This is a genomic window from Stenotrophomonas sp. PS02289 (assembly GCF_029960115.1).
Classification (GTDB): domain Bacteria; phylum Pseudomonadota; class Gammaproteobacteria; order Xanthomonadales; family Xanthomonadaceae; genus Stenotrophomonas.
This window is the reverse complement of the sequence record NZ_JASCOZ010000036.1, coordinates 19,004-33,260: the sequence shown is the minus strand read 5'-3', so window position 1 is coordinate 33,260 and position 14,257 is coordinate 19,004. Positions and strand designations below refer to the sequence as shown.

The following is a 14,257-nucleotide window of genomic DNA, read 5'->3' as shown; positions in this document are numbered from 1 at the left end:
AATAAATGCGGGGGCCGGGCTTTGCCCGGCACCCTTTTTGCATTTTGGCGAACAGCGGCCGGGCAGAGCCCGGCTCTACGACGCGATCGGGTTACCGCCCGTTGATCACGAAGTCCGCGATGATGCCGGTGGCGATGGCGACCAGCAGGAGGTTGCCGCGGTCGTCGCGGATCCAGTGGTGGCCGTGCGGCGGGCGACGCACCGAGTAGCGGCCGTAATCGTTGACCACGTAGACCGGGCCCCGGTAGTACTCGTTGTAGCGGTGGCCACGCTGCCAGCCGTAGCCGTACACCGGGCGCGGCGCAGGGCGGTAGACCACGCGCGGCGGCGGGGCCGGACGGTAGTAGCCGTGGTTGTGGTAGCGACGGTCGTGGCGGGCCTCGCGGCGATCATCGCGCTATTCGCGACGATCATCCCGCCACTCGCGGCGGTCGTCGCGCCATTCACGGCGATCATCGCGGTGCTCGCGACGGTCGTCACGGCGGTCGTGACGATGGTCGTCGGCAAAGGCGGGGGCGACGGTTCCCACTGCCAGCAGCGCGGCAACGGTACCGACCACAATTCGATTCATGCGCATGGCGTTTCTCGCTGGGTGGGAAGTGACGGTTTCCATCATGCGGACGGCGTCTGAACGGTTTCCGGCTGGAAACGGTTTCCATTTAGCGACGTTTGACGGCCCATTCAGGCAGCGGCAAGGCCCACGGGGCGGGCTGTCCGGCGGTTGTCACCGCTTCCGGCTATAATTGGCGACATCCCAATTCCCACTGCGACTGTTCCTGACGGAACGGGCGCAGGATTGCGCCCTCGGAGAGCCCATGTCCTCGCAATACATCTACACCATGAACCGCGTCAGCAAGGTGGTCCCGCCCAAGCGGCAGATCATCAAGGACATCTCGCTGTCGTTCTTCCCGGGAGCCAAGATCGGCCTGCTGGGCCTGAATGGCGCGGGCAAGTCGACCGTGCTGAAGATCATGGCCGGCGTGGACACCGATTTCGAGGGCGAAGCCCGCCCCCAGGCCGGCATCAAGGTCGGCTACCTGGCGCAGGAACCGGAGCTGGACCCGACCAAGACCGTGCGTGAAGCCGTCGAGGAAGGTGTGGGCGAAGTGCTGCAGGCCCAGGCCGCGCTGGACGCGGTGTACCTGGCCTACGCCGAGGAAGGCGCGGATTTCGACGCGCTGGCCAAGGAGCAGGAGCGTCTGGAGGCCATTCTGGCCGCAGGCGATGCCCACACCCTGGAAAACCAGCTGGACGTGGCCGCCGATGCCCTGCGCCTGCCGCCGTGGGACGCGGTGATCGGCAAGCTGTCCGGTGGTGAAAAGCGCCGCGTGGCGCTGTGCCGCCTGCTGCTGCAGAAGCCGGACATGCTGCTGCTCGACGAACCGACCAACCACCTCGACGCCGAGTCGGTGGAATGGCTGGAGCAGTTCCTCGCCCGTTACACCGGCACCGTGGTGGCCGTCACCCACGATCGCTACTTCCTCGACAACGCCGCTGAGTGGATCTTGGAACTGGACCGCGGCCGCGGCATTCCGTGGAAGGGCAACTACACCGAATGGCTGATGCAGAAGGACGAGCGCCTGAAGCAGGAAGACAACCAGGAAAAGGCCCGCCAGAAGGCAATCCAGAAGGAACTGGAATGGTCGCGCCAGAATGCCAAGGGTGGCCGCACCAAGGGCAAGGCCCGTCTGGCCCGCCTGGAAGAACTGCAGTCGGTCGATTACCAGAAGCGCAACGAAACCAATGAAATCTTCATCCCACCGGGCGAGCGCCTGGGCAACTCGGTGATGGAGTTCAAGAACGTCTCGAAGAAGTTCGGCGACCGTCTGCTGTTCGACGACCTGAGCTTCCTGGTCCCGGCCGGCGCGATCGTGGGCATCATCGGCCCGAACGGTGCCGGTAAGTCGACCCTGTTCAAGATGATCACCGGCCAGGAAAAGCCGGATTCGGGTGAGATCGTGGTGGGTCCGACGGTGAAGCTGTCGTACGTCGACCAGAGCCGCGACGCGCTGGAAGGCAACCACAACGTGTTCCAGGAAATTGCAGGTGGCCTGGACATCCTGAACATCAACGGCATCGAGATCCAGTCGCGCGCCTACATCGGCCGCTTCAACTTCAAGGGCCAGGACCAGCAGAAGATGGTCGGTTCGCTGTCCGGTGGTGAGCGCGGTCGTCTGCACATGGCCAAGACCCTGCTGCAGGGTGGCAACGTGCTGCTGCTCGACGAACCGTCCAACGACCTGGACATCGAAACCCTGCGTGCGCTGGAAGATGCGCTGCTGGAGTTCCCGGGCAACACCTTCGTCATTTCGCATGACCGCTGGTTCCTGGATCGCATCGCGACCCACATCCTGGCGTTCGAAGGCGACTCGCACGTGGAGTTCTTCCAGGGCAACTACCGCGAGTACGAAGAAGACAAGCGCCGCCGCATGGGCGACGACGCCGCCCCAAAGCGCCTGCGCTTCAAGGCGCTGAAGTAAGAAAGAAAGAACGGCCGCGCCCTGCGCGGCCGTTCTGCATTTCGGGTAGATCACCACCGTCGGTGGTGGCACCGTATCGTCGCGAGATTCACCATGAACATCCTCGAACGCACCTTCCAGCTGCAGCAGCACGGCACCTCCGTGCGGACCGAACTGCTGGCAGGGCTGACCACCTTCCTGACGATGTCCTACATCGTCTTCGTCAATCCGGACATCCTGGCCACCACCGGCATGGATCCGGGTGCGGTGTTTGTCGCCACCTGCCTGGCCGCTGCGCTGGGCTCGATGGTGATGGCGTTTGCCGCCAACTTCCCCGTTGGCATGGCACCGGGCATGGGCTTGAATGCGTTCTTTGCGTTCACCGTGGTCGGCGCGGCCGGCTTGCCGTGGCAGCAGGCGCTGGGCGCGGTGTTCATTTCCGGCCTGGTGTTCCTGGCCCTGTCGCTCACCGGTGTCCGGGCCTGGCTCGTGGCGGGCATTCCCGCCTCGCTACGTGCCGCGATCGTCGCCGGCATCGGCCTGTTCCTGGCCATCATCGCGCTGCAGAAGTCCGGCGTGATCGTCGCCAACGCCGATACGCTGGTGACATTGGGGCCGCTCAACACCGCCCCGCCCCTGCTCGCCCTCGCCGGGTTCCTGCTGATCGCCATCCTGGAAGCACGCAAGGTCCGTGGTGCCATCCTGATCGGCATTCTCGCCGTCACGGCCGCCGCCTGGGCGCTGGGTGACGTGCAGTACCACGGGCTGGTGTCGCTGCCGCCCAGCCTGGCCCCCACCTTCCTGCAGCTGGATCTGCCTGGACTGCTGCACCACGACGGTGGCGCGCCGCTGGCGGTACTGCTGCAGGTCGTGCTGGTGTTCGTGCTGGTGGAGGTGTTCGACGCCACCGGCACGCTGTATGGCGTGGTCGGCCGCGCCGGCCTGCTCAAGCTGCCCGGTGCGCAGAAGCGCTTTGGTCGTGCCCTGCTGGCGGACAGCACCGCGATTGTCGCGGGTTCGATGCTCGGGACCAGCAGCACCACGGCCTTTGCCGAAAGTGCGTCGGGCGTGCAGGCCGGCGGACGTACCGGGCTGACCGCGCTGGTCGTGGCGGCGCTGTTCCTGGCCGCGCTGCTGTTCTCGCCGCTGGCGGCGATGGTGCCGGGTTATGCCACCGCTCCTGCCCTGTTGTTCGTGGCCGGGCTGATGCTGCGCGAGCTGGTCGATGTCGACTGGGGCGATCTGACCGAATCGGTTCCGGCGGCACTGTGCGCGCTGGCGATGCCGTTCACCTATTCGATTGCCAACGGGTTGGCGTTCGGCTTCATTGCCTATGCGGTGCTGAAAGCTGGGACCGGGCGCTGGCGCGATGTGCATCCGGCGGTGTGGCTGGTGGCCGGGTTGTTTGTGCTGCGCTACGCGTTGGAGTGACGGAGGGCCGGCCAACGGCCGGCGCTACCGTTGCAACCGACCTGACCGGTCCACGTGATGCTTCACTCGGCCGGTAACTCAAACACCTGGCGCAGGTAGGCCAGATACCCCGGGTCGTCACACATGCTCTTACCCGGCGAGTCGCTCAGCTTGGCCACCGGTTGGCCGTTGCAGCGGACCATCTTGATGACGATGTTCAACGGCGTCGGGCCAAGATCGTTGGTGAGATGCGTGCCGACCCCGAAGGCCACCTGGCAGCGACCGCGGAAGTAGTCGAACAGGCGCATCACCTTTTCGATGTTCAGTCCGTCGCTGAAGACCAGGACCTTGCTGCGCGGATCGACCCGGCGCTGCTGGAAATGCGCCAGCATGCGATCGCCCCAGACGAACGGGTCGCCGGAGTCGTGGCGCACGCCGTCGAACAGCTTGCAGAAATACATATCGAAGTCGCGCAGGAACGCATCCAGCCCGACCACATCGGACAGCGCGATGCCGAGGTCGCCGCGATACTCGCGCGCCCACGATTCCAGCGCGGCCACCTGCGAATCGCGCAGTCGCGGACCCAATGCCTGGAAGGCCTGCAGGTACTCGTGCGCCATGGTGCCATGCGGGGTCATGCCATACAGCCGCGCGAAGTGCACGTTGCTGGTACCGACGAACTGCGAGCCCAGCGCGTGGCGCAGCTGCGGCAGCATGCGCGCATGCCAGTCGCGCGAGTAGCGGCGACGGCTGCCATAGTCGGCGATGCGGCACAGCTCGAAGCCGGGGGTGTCGCGCAGCAGCGCGGTCTTGGCCTGCAGGCGACGTTCGCCTTCGGCGAAGTCCGGAGTGCTGGTGTTTCGGAACCAGACTTCGTTGATGATCGCCAGCAGCGGCACTTCAAACAGGATGGTGTGCAGCCACGGGCCGGTGATGTCCAGCTCGATCTCGCCTGCCACCGTGGTCGACGCCCGCAGGTCGATGTACTTGCGGTCGAGGTGGAACAACCCCAGGAAATCCGCGAAGTCCGGCTTCACGAAGCGCAGCCCGCGCATGTAGTCCAGCTCGGCCTCGGTGAAACGCAGCGTGCACAGGTGATCAATCTCGGCATTGATCTGGTCGATGTACGCGGCTAGGTCGATGCCCGGCGTGCGGCACTTGAACCGGTACTGCACCTGCGCGCCGGGATGCTGATGCAGCACCGCCTGCATCATGGTGAATTTGTACAGGTCGGTGTCGAGCAGGGATTGGATGATCATGGGGAGATTATGCGCCCGAGCGCATCAGGATGCGGGGAACCTGCACGGCCGCGTGGGCCCAGATCGCGGCCCAGACCGCCAGCTGCACTGGCAGGCTGCGCTGCGGTGCCTCGAACTTGCGGAAGTAACGCCACAGTCCACGGTGTTTGTGCCATTCCACGAAGAACGGTCGTGAGCGACTGGAGACGCCGCGCACGTGGGTCACCTGCAGGTCGTTGGCAATGGCCACCACCGCGCCGGCCTCGCGGGCACGACGGCACAGGTCCAGGTCTTCGGCATGCAGGCGGTAACCCGCATCCCAGCCGTCGAGGCGGTCGAACAGTGCCCGGGGCATCAGCAGCAATGCGCCGGACAGCGCCGGCACGGTCTGCAGCGTCTGCGTCGGATCAGCGGGCAAGGCCAGCTTCGCGCCCTGCCCCGGGTTGCGCAGCATCGCGGCAAAATCCGGATCGCGGCGGCGTACGGCCGCATCGGGCAGGCCGGCTTCATCCACCTGCTCCACGCCCAGCACGCAGTCGCCCAGCGCCTCACCGCGCGCGCACAGCTGCGCCAGCGTCTCCGGAGCCACCATCAGGTCGGGGTTGATGAACGCCAGCCACGGCGCACGGCTGTCCGCCACGCCCTGGTTGTTGGCGGTGGCAAAGCCGGGATTGTCCGGATTGGCGATGAAATGCAGCCGCGGGTCGGCGCTGGCGTGGCGCTGCACGATGTCCAGCGTGCCGTCGTCGGAGTTGTTGTCCACCACGCGGATCTCAGCGATGTCCTGTGCGGCACGCAACCGGGTCAGGCAGGCATCCAGGGTGCTGGCACTTTGATAGCTGACGATGATGGCGGCAATGCGGGCAGTCAAACGGGTCACTCCGGATCAGGCGCGGCGGGCGCGGCGAACAGGTCGCCCTGCGAACGCGGCATTATCGCCTGTTGATGCAGCTGCTGCAGTGTGTCACGGGTGGCACGCAGTGGGTCGCCCATCAGGAAACCGGCCAACCGGGGCTGCCACGCCGGCCAGCGCGTCCCCAGTGCTTCCATGTCGCCCTCCTGTGCCTGCGATTCGCCCGCGCGCGCGACGAAGGCGTTCTCGCACAGCGCATTGCGCCAGCCCAGACCGGCCATGCGCAGGCTGAGGTCAATCAGCGCCGCACTCCACGAGGCATAGCTGTGCATGTCCAGGCCGCCGGCCTTGCGCCGCGCATTGGCGCGCAGCAACACGGCATGGGTGACCGCCGAGGGCAGTTCAGGATGCAGGCTGGGCAGTGCCGCGCAGGCCTGGGCAATGGCATCCAGATGCTCGGGCATCGGGTTGATCTCGCCCAGGCGGGGCCACGCGGCGGTTTCACCGGCATTGCACCAGGGCGTGGCCGAGCCGATCGAGGCATCGCGGGCGCAGCAGGCATCCAGCTGCTGCAGCCAACCGGGTGCGGGGACGGCATCCGGGGCCAGCACCACCACGTCGGTGCCCTCGCAGGCGCGCAGCATCTCGTCCAGGTGCGCCACCTCGCCAATGGCACGGGCGCGGCGGGTGTATTCGGCCTGCAGCGGCGTGTGGGCCAGCCAGTGTTCGATCACGGCCTGCGCACGGGGACCGGCCTGACCGTCATCCGCCAACCAGATCGCGGTGCCGGCCGGAGTCCCCGCATCCAGCGCGCCCAGACACCGGTCCAGCGCGGTGTCATCCACGCCGATCGGCAGCAACACGACTGTCCCCATCCGTCCCCCAACGCGCGGCATCTGCCCGCAGGGTAACAGTCCGGCTGCGAAGACGGCAGCCGGTTGGGCGGCTTAGTTGGTGGCCTTGCGGGTCGGGAACGGCTCCATCGCGCGGAAGCGGTTGCTGTACTCGTCGGTCAGGTTGCGCGACTCCTGCGCGTTGCGGACGATGGTCGGAGTCAGCAGCACGATCACTTCCGAGCGACCGCTGTTCTGGGTCTTCTTGCCGAACAGCGCGCCCAGCACCGGAATCTTGCTCAGGCCCGGCACGCCGTTGGAGCCGTCCTCGTCGGAGTTGGTGATCAGCCCGGCCAGCATGATGGTGTCGCCGCTCTGCACCGCCGCCTCGGTGGAGATCTTGCGGGTGTTGATCGGCGGATTGCAGGTGCTGCGTGCGGGATCACAGCCGGCCGGCACCGCACCGGCGGAACTGACTTCCTGCACGATGTCCAGGAACACCACGCCGTCACGGGTGATGCGCGGGCGCACTTTCAGGATCACGCCGGTGTCCAGGTACTGGACCTGGCTGTAGGTGTTGTCGCTGCCGGTGCCGGTGTTCACCGACACCGAATTGATCGGAATCTGGGTGCCGACGTTCAAGGTGGCCTCGGCGTTGTTGCGCACGAAGATCGAGGGCGTCTGCAGCAGGCGCAGGTTGGTCACCTTGTCGAGCGCGGTGACGACCGCGGCGGCGTTCTTGCCGAGGAAGGTCCAGCCCAGACCGCCTTCGCCCACCTGGCCGGAAATGCTGCCCCAGATCGAGCGACCCAGTGCGCTGGGCAGGTCGATACCACTCTCGGTCTTGCCGGTGGTCACCGCCTGCTCGAAGAACCAGTTCACGCCGTAGCTGAGGTCGCCGGTCAAGGCGACTTCGGCCACCTGCGCCTCGATGTGGACCTGCATCGGCATCACGTCGAGCTTTTCGATCACTTCGCGGATCGAGCGCCAGGCCTGCGGCGTCGAGCGCACCAGCAGGGTGTTGGTCTCTTCCACCGCCGACACGCCGACGCTGTCGCCCTGCACTTCCAGATTGAAGCTGGCGTTGCCGGACTGGCGCTGCGGCAGGTTCATGGTGCCATCGCCCAGGCCGCCGCTGCGGCCGGTGCCGCTGCTGCCCAGCTGGGTATTGTTCAAACTGTTGCCGCTGGTGCCGTCACGGCTGCTCAGCTCCTGTGCGATCGCGCCCGGTGCCAGGGAGCCGCCGCCACTGCGTCCGCCGCGCCCGCCTTCGCTGGCGAAGGCTTCGGCCAGCCGCTCGGCCAGATCCTTGGCCTTGATGTAGCGCAGTTCGTAGGAGAACAGCCGCGCACTGCCACCGGCGGTGTCGATGCGCTCCAGCCACTGCTGGATCTGGTCCAGGTAGCGCGCCTGCGGGGTGATCACCAGCACGGCATTGGCGTTTTCCAGCGGCAGGAAGCGGAACATGCCGGCGCTCGGGGTTTTGCTTTCTTCGCCAAACACTTTTTCCAGGTCGGTGGCGACCTGCTCGGCCTTGCCGGTCTGGATCGGGAATACGCCCACCGACATGCCCGACAACCAGTCGACGTCGAAGATTTCGACCGTGCGCAGGTAGTTTTCCAGCTCCGCACGGGTGCCGCCCAGGGTGATCACGTTGCGGCCGCTGTCGACATTGACGATGGCGTTCGGCCGCGCGTAGGGCTCGAGCACCTTCTTCATTTCGGTGGCGGAGATGTACTGCAGCGGCACCACCCGCACCTCGAAACCGCGCGCATTCGCCGCGGGTGCCGTGCTGGGTGCGACGGTGCCGGCCAGCGCCTGATCGGCGGCGACGATGTTGTAGCGACCGCCGCTGTAGACCATGCGCGCGTTGTTCCAGCCCAGCACCATTTCCAGCAGGTTCAGGGCCTGCGCCGAGGACACCGGCTTGGGCGTGGCCAGGGTCACGGTGCCCTGCACGCCCGGCGCGATGACGTAGTTCTGGCCCAGCATGTCACCCAGGATCGCCTTGACCACCGCATGCACCGACTCGCCTTCAAAGTTGAAGGTGGCGGTACCGGTGCTGGCCTGCGACAGCGCCGGCGAGGGAGCCGATGCCGCGCTGCGGTTGATCATGGTGCCGCTGCCGCGGCGGATGACCGGCTGCGGACTGCCATCGCTGCCCAGCGCCTGGGTATCGACGCCGTCGTGGGAGCCATCGCCGGCCACCACCTGATGGGTGCCATCGAGTACGGCGTCGCGACGCACTTCCGGTGCCGGCACGGTGGCGCAGCCCACCAGCAGGGCGGCCGCGAAAGAAAGGGAAAATAGGCGCAAGGTCATGCGTTCACTCTAAGGGTTTTGACCGGAGCCGCCCGCAGGCGGTCGCTGTGACTGTTGCTGTTGCTGCTGCAGTTGCTGGCGGCGCGCCTGGATGCGGGCACGGATCGCCTGCATCTGCGCTTCGCTGGGTCCCTGCGCAGCGGGGTTGCCGGCATTCTGTGCGGGAGCCGGCGCGGGGGCCGGAGCCGGTGCGGGACTGTTGCCGGTGAAGTTGGTGCCGCCCTGTGCGGCGGGAGCCGGCGGAGGCCGTGGTCCGGCCACCGGCGCGGTGGTGGGCTGGCCCTGGCGACCGGCTTGGGTGCCCAACACGGTGGGCGGCTCGCCGCCCTGCCCGCTGAAGGTCACCAGTTCCAGTGTCTGGGTGCCGCTGGGGCCGGTCACGGTGGCGCTGCGCGGTTCCAGGGCCAGCAGTTGCCAACCATTCACCGCTTCGCCGTTCAGGCGCAGCCGCAGCGACTGTTTCTGGTCGGTGGTGAGGATGGCCATGCCGAACTCCGAGGTCAGCAGCACGCCGGTCAGGGTGACCGCGCTGCTGCTGGCACCGGCCTCGGCGCCGCCCAGCAGATACGGACGCGGCTTGCGGTCTTCGGCGAACAGCGGTCGTGCCGCGATGTCGGCATAGGCCTGCGGCGAGGTGATTCGGTCCGGTGCGGCCGGTGCCAGCACGGGCAGGCGTGGGGCCTGCTGCGCATCGGCGTCAGGCGGCGCAATGCGCGTGCCCAGTCCGAGCAGCGTGGCGATCCAGATCGCTCCCGCCCACAGCGCAACACCACCCAGCCACCAGCTACGCAGCGACGCCCATTCAATCTTCATGCGGCGCGTCCTCCACCGGTTGACTGGACGCCGGATCGGCGGCGGCCGGATCGGTGGGTGCACCCATCGCCGCCCCCGGACCGTCGGCGGTCGGCTGCAGGCCCGTGGGTTCCAGGCCGGTCGGTTCCGGCGCGGCCACGGCGGGACTCACAGGGGCCGGCGTCGCAGTACTGCCATCGGCGCTGATGCCCGGCTGCAGGTAGCCGACCAGTTCAAACGACACATCCAGGCCCAGGCCGCTTTCATTGGGCGATTGCTGGAAGCGCTGGGCGAGAAGATTGAGGTTGCCGACGAACAGACGCGGGCTTCCGGTTTCCAGCGTGTGCAGTACGGCGGCCATTTCCGGCACGCCGCAGCGCAGCCGGACCTGCAGTGCGACCCGTGGGAACGCCGCGTCACGTGCGGCGTCGGTCAACGGCGAGCGGTTGCTGATGGTGCAGCTGCGGTTGCCCGGGCTGGCAGAGGCCACTGCGTCCTGCAGTCGGGACGACAGCGCGGCCGCGGCCGACTCCGCAGTCGCCTCGCGCAGGAAGCCGGGGCGGGCCGCCAGGGTGGTCCGCACCTGCTGCAGCTGTTTTTCCACGGCGTCACGCTGCTGCAGCTGTGCATCCACGCGCAGCTGGCGCTCCTGCAGCTGGGTGATGCCCCGATTGATGTCGAGCAGCGGCCGGGTGAACCACGGGTGCACCAGCAGCAGGTAAGCCAGCACCAGCGCGCCCAGCAGCAGGGCCAGCGCCAGCCAGCGGTCACGGCGCGTCGGCAGCATTGCCATCGGCAACCTCCGTGACAGGAGCCGCAGCGGTCTTGGCCGGTGTCGCACCGGGCAACGGCTGCAGTTCGGCGGTCAGGGTGAAGCGGTCGCGGCCGCCGGCACCGCCGTCCGCCTGCAACACGCCGGTGAGGTTGACCTTGGTCCACAGCGGCGAGGCCTGCAGCAGAGGCACCAGTTGCGAGGCTTCACGGCTGAGACCGATCAGCTGCAGGGTGCGACCTTCGACCGAGAGTTTTTCCAGATAGGTACCGTCGGGCAGCAGGCGGGTCAATTCATTCCACACTTCCAGCGTGCTGGCCTGGGCGCTGCGTTTTTCTTCCAGGAACGCCGCGCCGTCCACCAATTGTTGAAGCTGCTGGCGTTCGGCGGCAACGGCGCGCGCATCACGCGCCGCCGCATTGACCTGGTCGCGCAGCTGGTCGGCTGCGGCCTCGCGGTTGGCCAGCAGCTGCGTGGCGGCCAGCGCCAGCAACACCACGGTCGCGCTGCCGAGCAGCAGATTCCAGCGCCGCATGGGATCACGCGCCTGGTAGCGCTGCGAGGCCGGCAGCAGGTTCACGCCCAGCGGCTGGCCGCTGCCGTCGTCCGCATCCACGCCGGCCAGCTGACCGGCCCAGCTGCCGGACTGCTGCAGCCACTGTTCCAGCGCCTGGCGCGGAATGACCACCAGTTCCACCTGCAGCTGCCCGTCCGCCAGCGGTTCGCCTTCGCGGACGTCGTAATGCACCTGTGCGGGTTCGAACGGGGTTTGCCGGTCGATCTCGAAACCCACCACGTCGCGCAGCCGGGACGCAGCGGCGGCGGGCAGTCGCAACGGGCGGCGCAGCACCGCGGTGGCCGGCAGCACCCAATGCCGTGGCAGGCCGCGCACGCGCGTGTCGAGCACCGGTTCCAGCTCGGCGGGTGACTGCGGCCAGGGCAGCTCCAGCACGGCCTGCAGCTGGCCGGCGGTGTCGCGCTGCACGCGCAGCTGCTCGCCCTCGCGGCTGAGCAGCAGGCGCGAACGCGACCAGCCCAGCGCCCACTGCCAGCGCACCGGCAACCAGGCCAGCAGAGAACGCCGCCACCAGCGCAGGCCATTGCCCACGCCCGGCGCGAGTCGCCCCCGTGCCTGCACCAGACTGTCCCGCCATGAAGTCATCGTGCTGCCATTCCCTGTTCCCAGCGAAGTACCGTGTATGCCGTGCCCGGCGTGCCTGCTGCGCCCCTGCGCACGACGGCGCGCAGGACTGAAACCCGTCCGCGCGGGTCCATCGCGCGGCTCTCGATACTATAAGTGCCACTGCCACCTGCGGGTGCCGCGGCGGTCACGTTTCCGTCGCCATCGCTGTCCTGCAGGCGTTCACGGTCGGCCAGCAGCCGCTCGGCATCCAGCCCCAGCGCGCGCAGCACCGGACCCGCCGCAAAGCGCGGATCCGGTCGCGACTGTCGACTGTACAGGGTCAGCAGCGGTTCCAGTCGTTCATACAGCGCCGCGTCCATGCCCAGCACCCGCTGCAGCTCGCCCAGTGTTTCAAAGCGCGCATTGCGTGCACCATAGGGCAGTCCGGCGGCGACGTAATCGGCCGTTTCTGCACCGCCGCCCGGCTGCTTCAGACTGTCGGGGTCACGCCAGTCGATGATCGCACCGGCCAGCTGTTTGGCGCGCCCGGGCTCGACCTCGACCGCTTCCAGCAGGCCCGTCAGCAAGGTGGCATCGGCCAGATTGAGATTGACCTTGCCGTTCTCGTCGATGATGCGCAGGTCGATGGTGCGATCGTCGAACGACCAGCGGTAACGTCGACCATCGGGAGTCCACGGCGGCTGCAGCGCATTCGGCTGCAGGCGGTACAGCGCGTACTCCACGCCCGCGCGCGCATGCTCCTGACCCACCGCATCGTCACCGGTCACCTGCTGCTGCATGTGCTCGATGCGGGCGCTCAGCGCGAACGCACCCACCACCGCCGTCAGCAGCGCGATCAGCCACAGCACCAGCACCAGCGCGGCACCGCGCGCGGACCGGGGATGCGAGCGGGTCATGTGCCGGCTCCTGCGCTGCGTGCACCGCGCGACTGCGACAGCGCCACCACCAGCGGCGGCCACGCCGGCCCCTGCTGCGGCGCGATGCGGATCTCGACCAGATTCGGCAGCCGACGGGTGTCTTCCCAGCGGTCCTGCCATTCGCCCAGCTGGCCGGTGCGCATGTCGACCCCGCGATAGCGGAATCGCACCTCGCGAAGGGCGTCGGCAAGCACTTCGGGCGGGCGCGGTGGAGTTTCGGCAATGCGTTCTCCGTTCTGCACCAGGGTCAGCCCCAGTTCCAGCGTCTGTGCATCGCCGCGGCCTCGCGCCTGCAGCTCATGTACATAGGGACCACCGCGACCGAGGTAGCCGGGCAGCTCGGAGACAAACAGCATGTGTTGCGCTTCACCCTGGAAGTACAGCGGTTCGCGGGTCGGATCCGGGGGTTCGGCGGCGGTCGGCAGCGCCATGCTCAAGCGCCGGCGCAGAAAGCCCTCCACCGCGCGCATGCGCTCATTCTGAGCCGCAATGCGTTCGCCGCGCTGGGCGATATTCATGGCCGAGCGCACCGTGGCAAACGCCATGGCCAGACCGCCCACCAGCAGCACGGTCGCAAGCAGGACCTCGATCAGGGTGAAGCCGCGTTGCGCAGCGGAGCGCCTCATCGCGCCGCTCCGGTGGACGGCGGCAGCAGGCGCAAGGTGCGCCACTGCAGTTGCTCGGCATCGCCGTCGCCCCAGCGCACCTGCAGGCTGAGTTCGGCCAGTTGGGGGCCGGTGGCGGCGACCGTGGTCGATGCCTGGAGAGCGCCGCCGCGCGGCTCCACGAATGGACTGACCTGCAGTTCCCAGCGATAGCGCCCGTCCTCCCACTGACCCTGCTGCCGACCTTCCTGCAGCGGTGTCTCGACACCGGCCACGGCCAGCAGCGATTGCGCGTGCAGCACCGCACGGCTCCGCAGGTCGGCGTTGTGGACCTGGCGGGAACCGCCGGAGAGGCTGCCCAGCAGCAGCGTCAGCGCCAGCGCCAGCAAGGCGAAGGCGACGATGACCTCGAGCAGGGAGTAGCCGCGTTGGTTCTTCATGGTGCGTTGTCCCGCACCGGACCGGAGCGGACCTCGCCGGTGATCCAGGCGACGTCGACGCGCCAGAGCGCGCCGCGCACGCTCAGCTCAATCGTGCCGCCGCTGGAGCCACCGTCCGGATGGAAGGCGATGCCGCCCTGGCCAGTACCCGCGCCCACCTGCGCGGCCCCGCGGAAATGCACCTCCAGCGCCTCGGGCAGTTGCCCATGACGTCCATTGGCCGCTTCCCAGCGCCGGGTCTGCGGGTCGATCAGAAAGCGCTGCATCTCACCTTTTGCAATCGCCTGGGTACGGGTGTAGCGCAGTTGGCTCGCCACTTCCTTGCCCGCGTTGCGCAACCGCATGCCGTCGATGCCGCCATTCATGGCGGTGGCCGTGATCAGCCCGATGATGGCGATCAGTGCCACCACCAGCAGCATTTCCAGCAGGGAAACGCCATGCATGCGCGGCCGCACCGGCCTCAACGGGCGGC

At 67.7% G+C, this 14,257-nt stretch carries 13 protein-coding genes and 1 pseudogene; 2 read left to right on the top strand and 12 right to left on the bottom strand.

Annotated features, from left to right (window positions below):
• Nucleotides 1-91 precede the first annotated feature (91 nt).
• Nucleotides 92-577: pseudogene (locus QMX83_RS07465) on the bottom strand (RcnB family protein).
• A 238-nt stretch (nt 578-815) separates the two neighbouring features.
• On the opposite strand from QMX83_RS07465, the gene ettA reads away from it, so the two are divergent.
• Complete coding sequence (gene ettA, locus QMX83_RS07460) at nt 816-2,480, top strand: energy-dependent translational throttle protein EttA (protein WP_125359933.1); 1,665 nt, start codon at nt 816-818, stop codon at nt 2,478-2,480.
• Nucleotides 2,481-2,573: 93 nt separating this feature from the next.
• Entirely contained in the window at nt 2,574-3,890 is a 1,317-nt protein-coding gene (locus tag QMX83_RS07455) for an NCS2 family permease (RefSeq protein WP_282295988.1), read from the top strand.
• 62 nt (nt 3,891-3,952) lie between these two features.
• Here the strand turns inward: QMX83_RS07455 and pncB are convergent, their stop codons facing one another.
• The 11 genes from pncB to QMX83_RS07400 form a co-directional block, all read right to left on the bottom strand.
• Nucleotides 3,953-5,128 (bottom strand): nicotinate phosphoribosyltransferase, encoded by a 1,176-nt coding sequence (gene pncB / locus QMX83_RS07450; RefSeq protein WP_282295987.1) that lies wholly within the window; start codon nt 5,126-5,128, stop codon nt 3,953-3,955.
• Between the two features lie 7 nt (nt 5,129-5,135).
• Nucleotides 5,136-5,978, bottom strand: coding sequence for a glycosyltransferase family 2 protein (locus tag QMX83_RS07445; protein WP_282295990.1), 843 nt, complete (start codon nt 5,976-5,978; stop codon nt 5,136-5,138).
• Nucleotides 5,979-5,983: 5 nt separating this feature from the next.
• Nucleotides 5,984-6,835: a glycosyltransferase gene (locus tag QMX83_RS07440; protein WP_282295986.1), complete on the bottom strand. Its 852-nt coding sequence runs from the start codon at nt 6,833-6,835 to the stop codon at nt 5,984-5,986.
• A 72-nt stretch (nt 6,836-6,907) separates the two neighbouring features.
• The gene (gene gspD, locus QMX83_RS07435; RefSeq protein WP_282295985.1) at nt 6,908-9,115 is read right to left on the bottom strand and encodes a type II secretion system secretin GspD; all 2,208 of its coding nucleotides are present in this window, start codon (nt 9,113-9,115) and stop codon (nt 6,908-6,910) included.
• 9 nt (nt 9,116-9,124) lie between these two features.
• Nucleotides 9,125-9,928, bottom strand: a complete 804-nt coding sequence (locus QMX83_RS07430; RefSeq protein ID WP_282295984.1) for a general secretion pathway protein GspN — start codon at nt 9,926-9,928, stop codon at nt 9,125-9,127.
• Nucleotides 9,918-10,694, bottom strand: coding sequence for a type II secretion system protein GspM (gene gspM, locus QMX83_RS07425; RefSeq protein WP_282295989.1), 777 nt, complete (start codon nt 10,692-10,694; stop codon nt 9,918-9,920). Before gspM ends, QMX83_RS07430 begins: the two co-directional genes overlap by 11 nt.
• Complete coding sequence (locus QMX83_RS07420; protein WP_282295983.1) at nt 10,675-11,841, bottom strand: PilN domain-containing protein; 1,167 nt, start codon at nt 11,839-11,841, stop codon at nt 10,675-10,677. The genes gspM and QMX83_RS07420 overlap by 20 nt, the downstream gene beginning before the upstream one ends.
• Nucleotides 11,838-12,719: a type II secretion system protein GspK gene (locus QMX83_RS07415; protein WP_282295982.1), complete on the bottom strand. Its 882-nt coding sequence runs from the start codon at nt 12,717-12,719 to the stop codon at nt 11,838-11,840. Before QMX83_RS07415 ends, QMX83_RS07420 begins: the two co-directional genes overlap by 4 nt.
• The gene (locus QMX83_RS07410; protein ID WP_282295981.1) at nt 12,716-13,366 is read right to left on the bottom strand and encodes a type II secretion system protein J; all 651 of its coding nucleotides are present in this window, start codon (nt 13,364-13,366) and stop codon (nt 12,716-12,718) included. The genes QMX83_RS07415 and QMX83_RS07410 overlap by 4 nt, the downstream gene beginning before the upstream one ends.
• Complete coding sequence (locus tag QMX83_RS07405; RefSeq protein ID WP_282295980.1) at nt 13,363-13,785, bottom strand: prepilin-type N-terminal cleavage/methylation domain-containing protein; 423 nt, start codon at nt 13,783-13,785, stop codon at nt 13,363-13,365. Before QMX83_RS07405 ends, QMX83_RS07410 begins: the two co-directional genes overlap by 4 nt.
• Nucleotides 13,782-14,228: a GspH/FimT family pseudopilin gene (locus tag QMX83_RS07400; protein ID WP_282295979.1), complete on the bottom strand. Its 447-nt coding sequence runs from the start codon at nt 14,226-14,228 to the stop codon at nt 13,782-13,784. The genes QMX83_RS07405 and QMX83_RS07400 overlap by 4 nt, the downstream gene beginning before the upstream one ends.
• Between the last annotated feature and the right edge of the window lie 29 nt (nt 14,229-14,257).

Coding starts and splice junctions, on each gene's coding strand:
- ettA (WP_125359933.1), top strand. CDS start 816: ATGTCCTCGCAATACATCTACACCATGAACCGCGTCAGCAAGGTGGTC.
- QMX83_RS07455 (WP_282295988.1), top strand. CDS start 2,574: ATGAACATCCTCGAACGCACCTTCCAGCTGCAGCAGCACGGCACCTCC.
- pncB (WP_282295987.1), bottom strand. CDS start 5,128: ATGATCATCCAATCCCTGCTCGACACCGACCTGTACAAATTCACCATG.
- QMX83_RS07440 (WP_282295986.1), bottom strand. CDS start 6,835: ATGGGGACAGTCGTGTTGCTGCCGATCGGCGTGGATGACACCGCGCTG.
- gspD (WP_282295985.1), bottom strand. CDS start 9,115: ATGACCTTGCGCCTATTTTCCCTTTCTTTCGCGGCCGCCCTGCTGGTG.
- QMX83_RS07430 (WP_282295984.1), bottom strand. CDS start 9,928: ATGAAGATTGAATGGGCGTCGCTGCGTAGCTGGTGGCTGGGTGGTGTT.
- gspM (WP_282295989.1), bottom strand. CDS start 10,694: ATGCTGCCGACGCGCCGTGACCGCTGGCTGGCGCTGGCCCTGCTGCTG.
- QMX83_RS07420 (WP_282295983.1), bottom strand. CDS start 11,841: ATGACTTCATGGCGGGACAGTCTGGTGCAGGCACGGGGGCGACTCGCG.
- QMX83_RS07415 (WP_282295982.1), bottom strand. CDS start 12,719: ATGACCCGCTCGCATCCCCGGTCCGCGCGCGGTGCCGCGCTGGTGCTG.
- QMX83_RS07410 (WP_282295981.1), bottom strand. CDS start 13,366: ATGAGGCGCTCCGCTGCGCAACGCGGCTTCACCCTGATCGAGGTCCTG.
- QMX83_RS07405 (WP_282295980.1), bottom strand. CDS start 13,785: ATGAAGAACCAACGCGGCTACTCCCTGCTCGAGGTCATCGTCGCCTTC.
- QMX83_RS07400 (WP_282295979.1), bottom strand. CDS start 14,228: ATGCATGGCGTTTCCCTGCTGGAAATGCTGCTGGTGGTGGCACTGATC.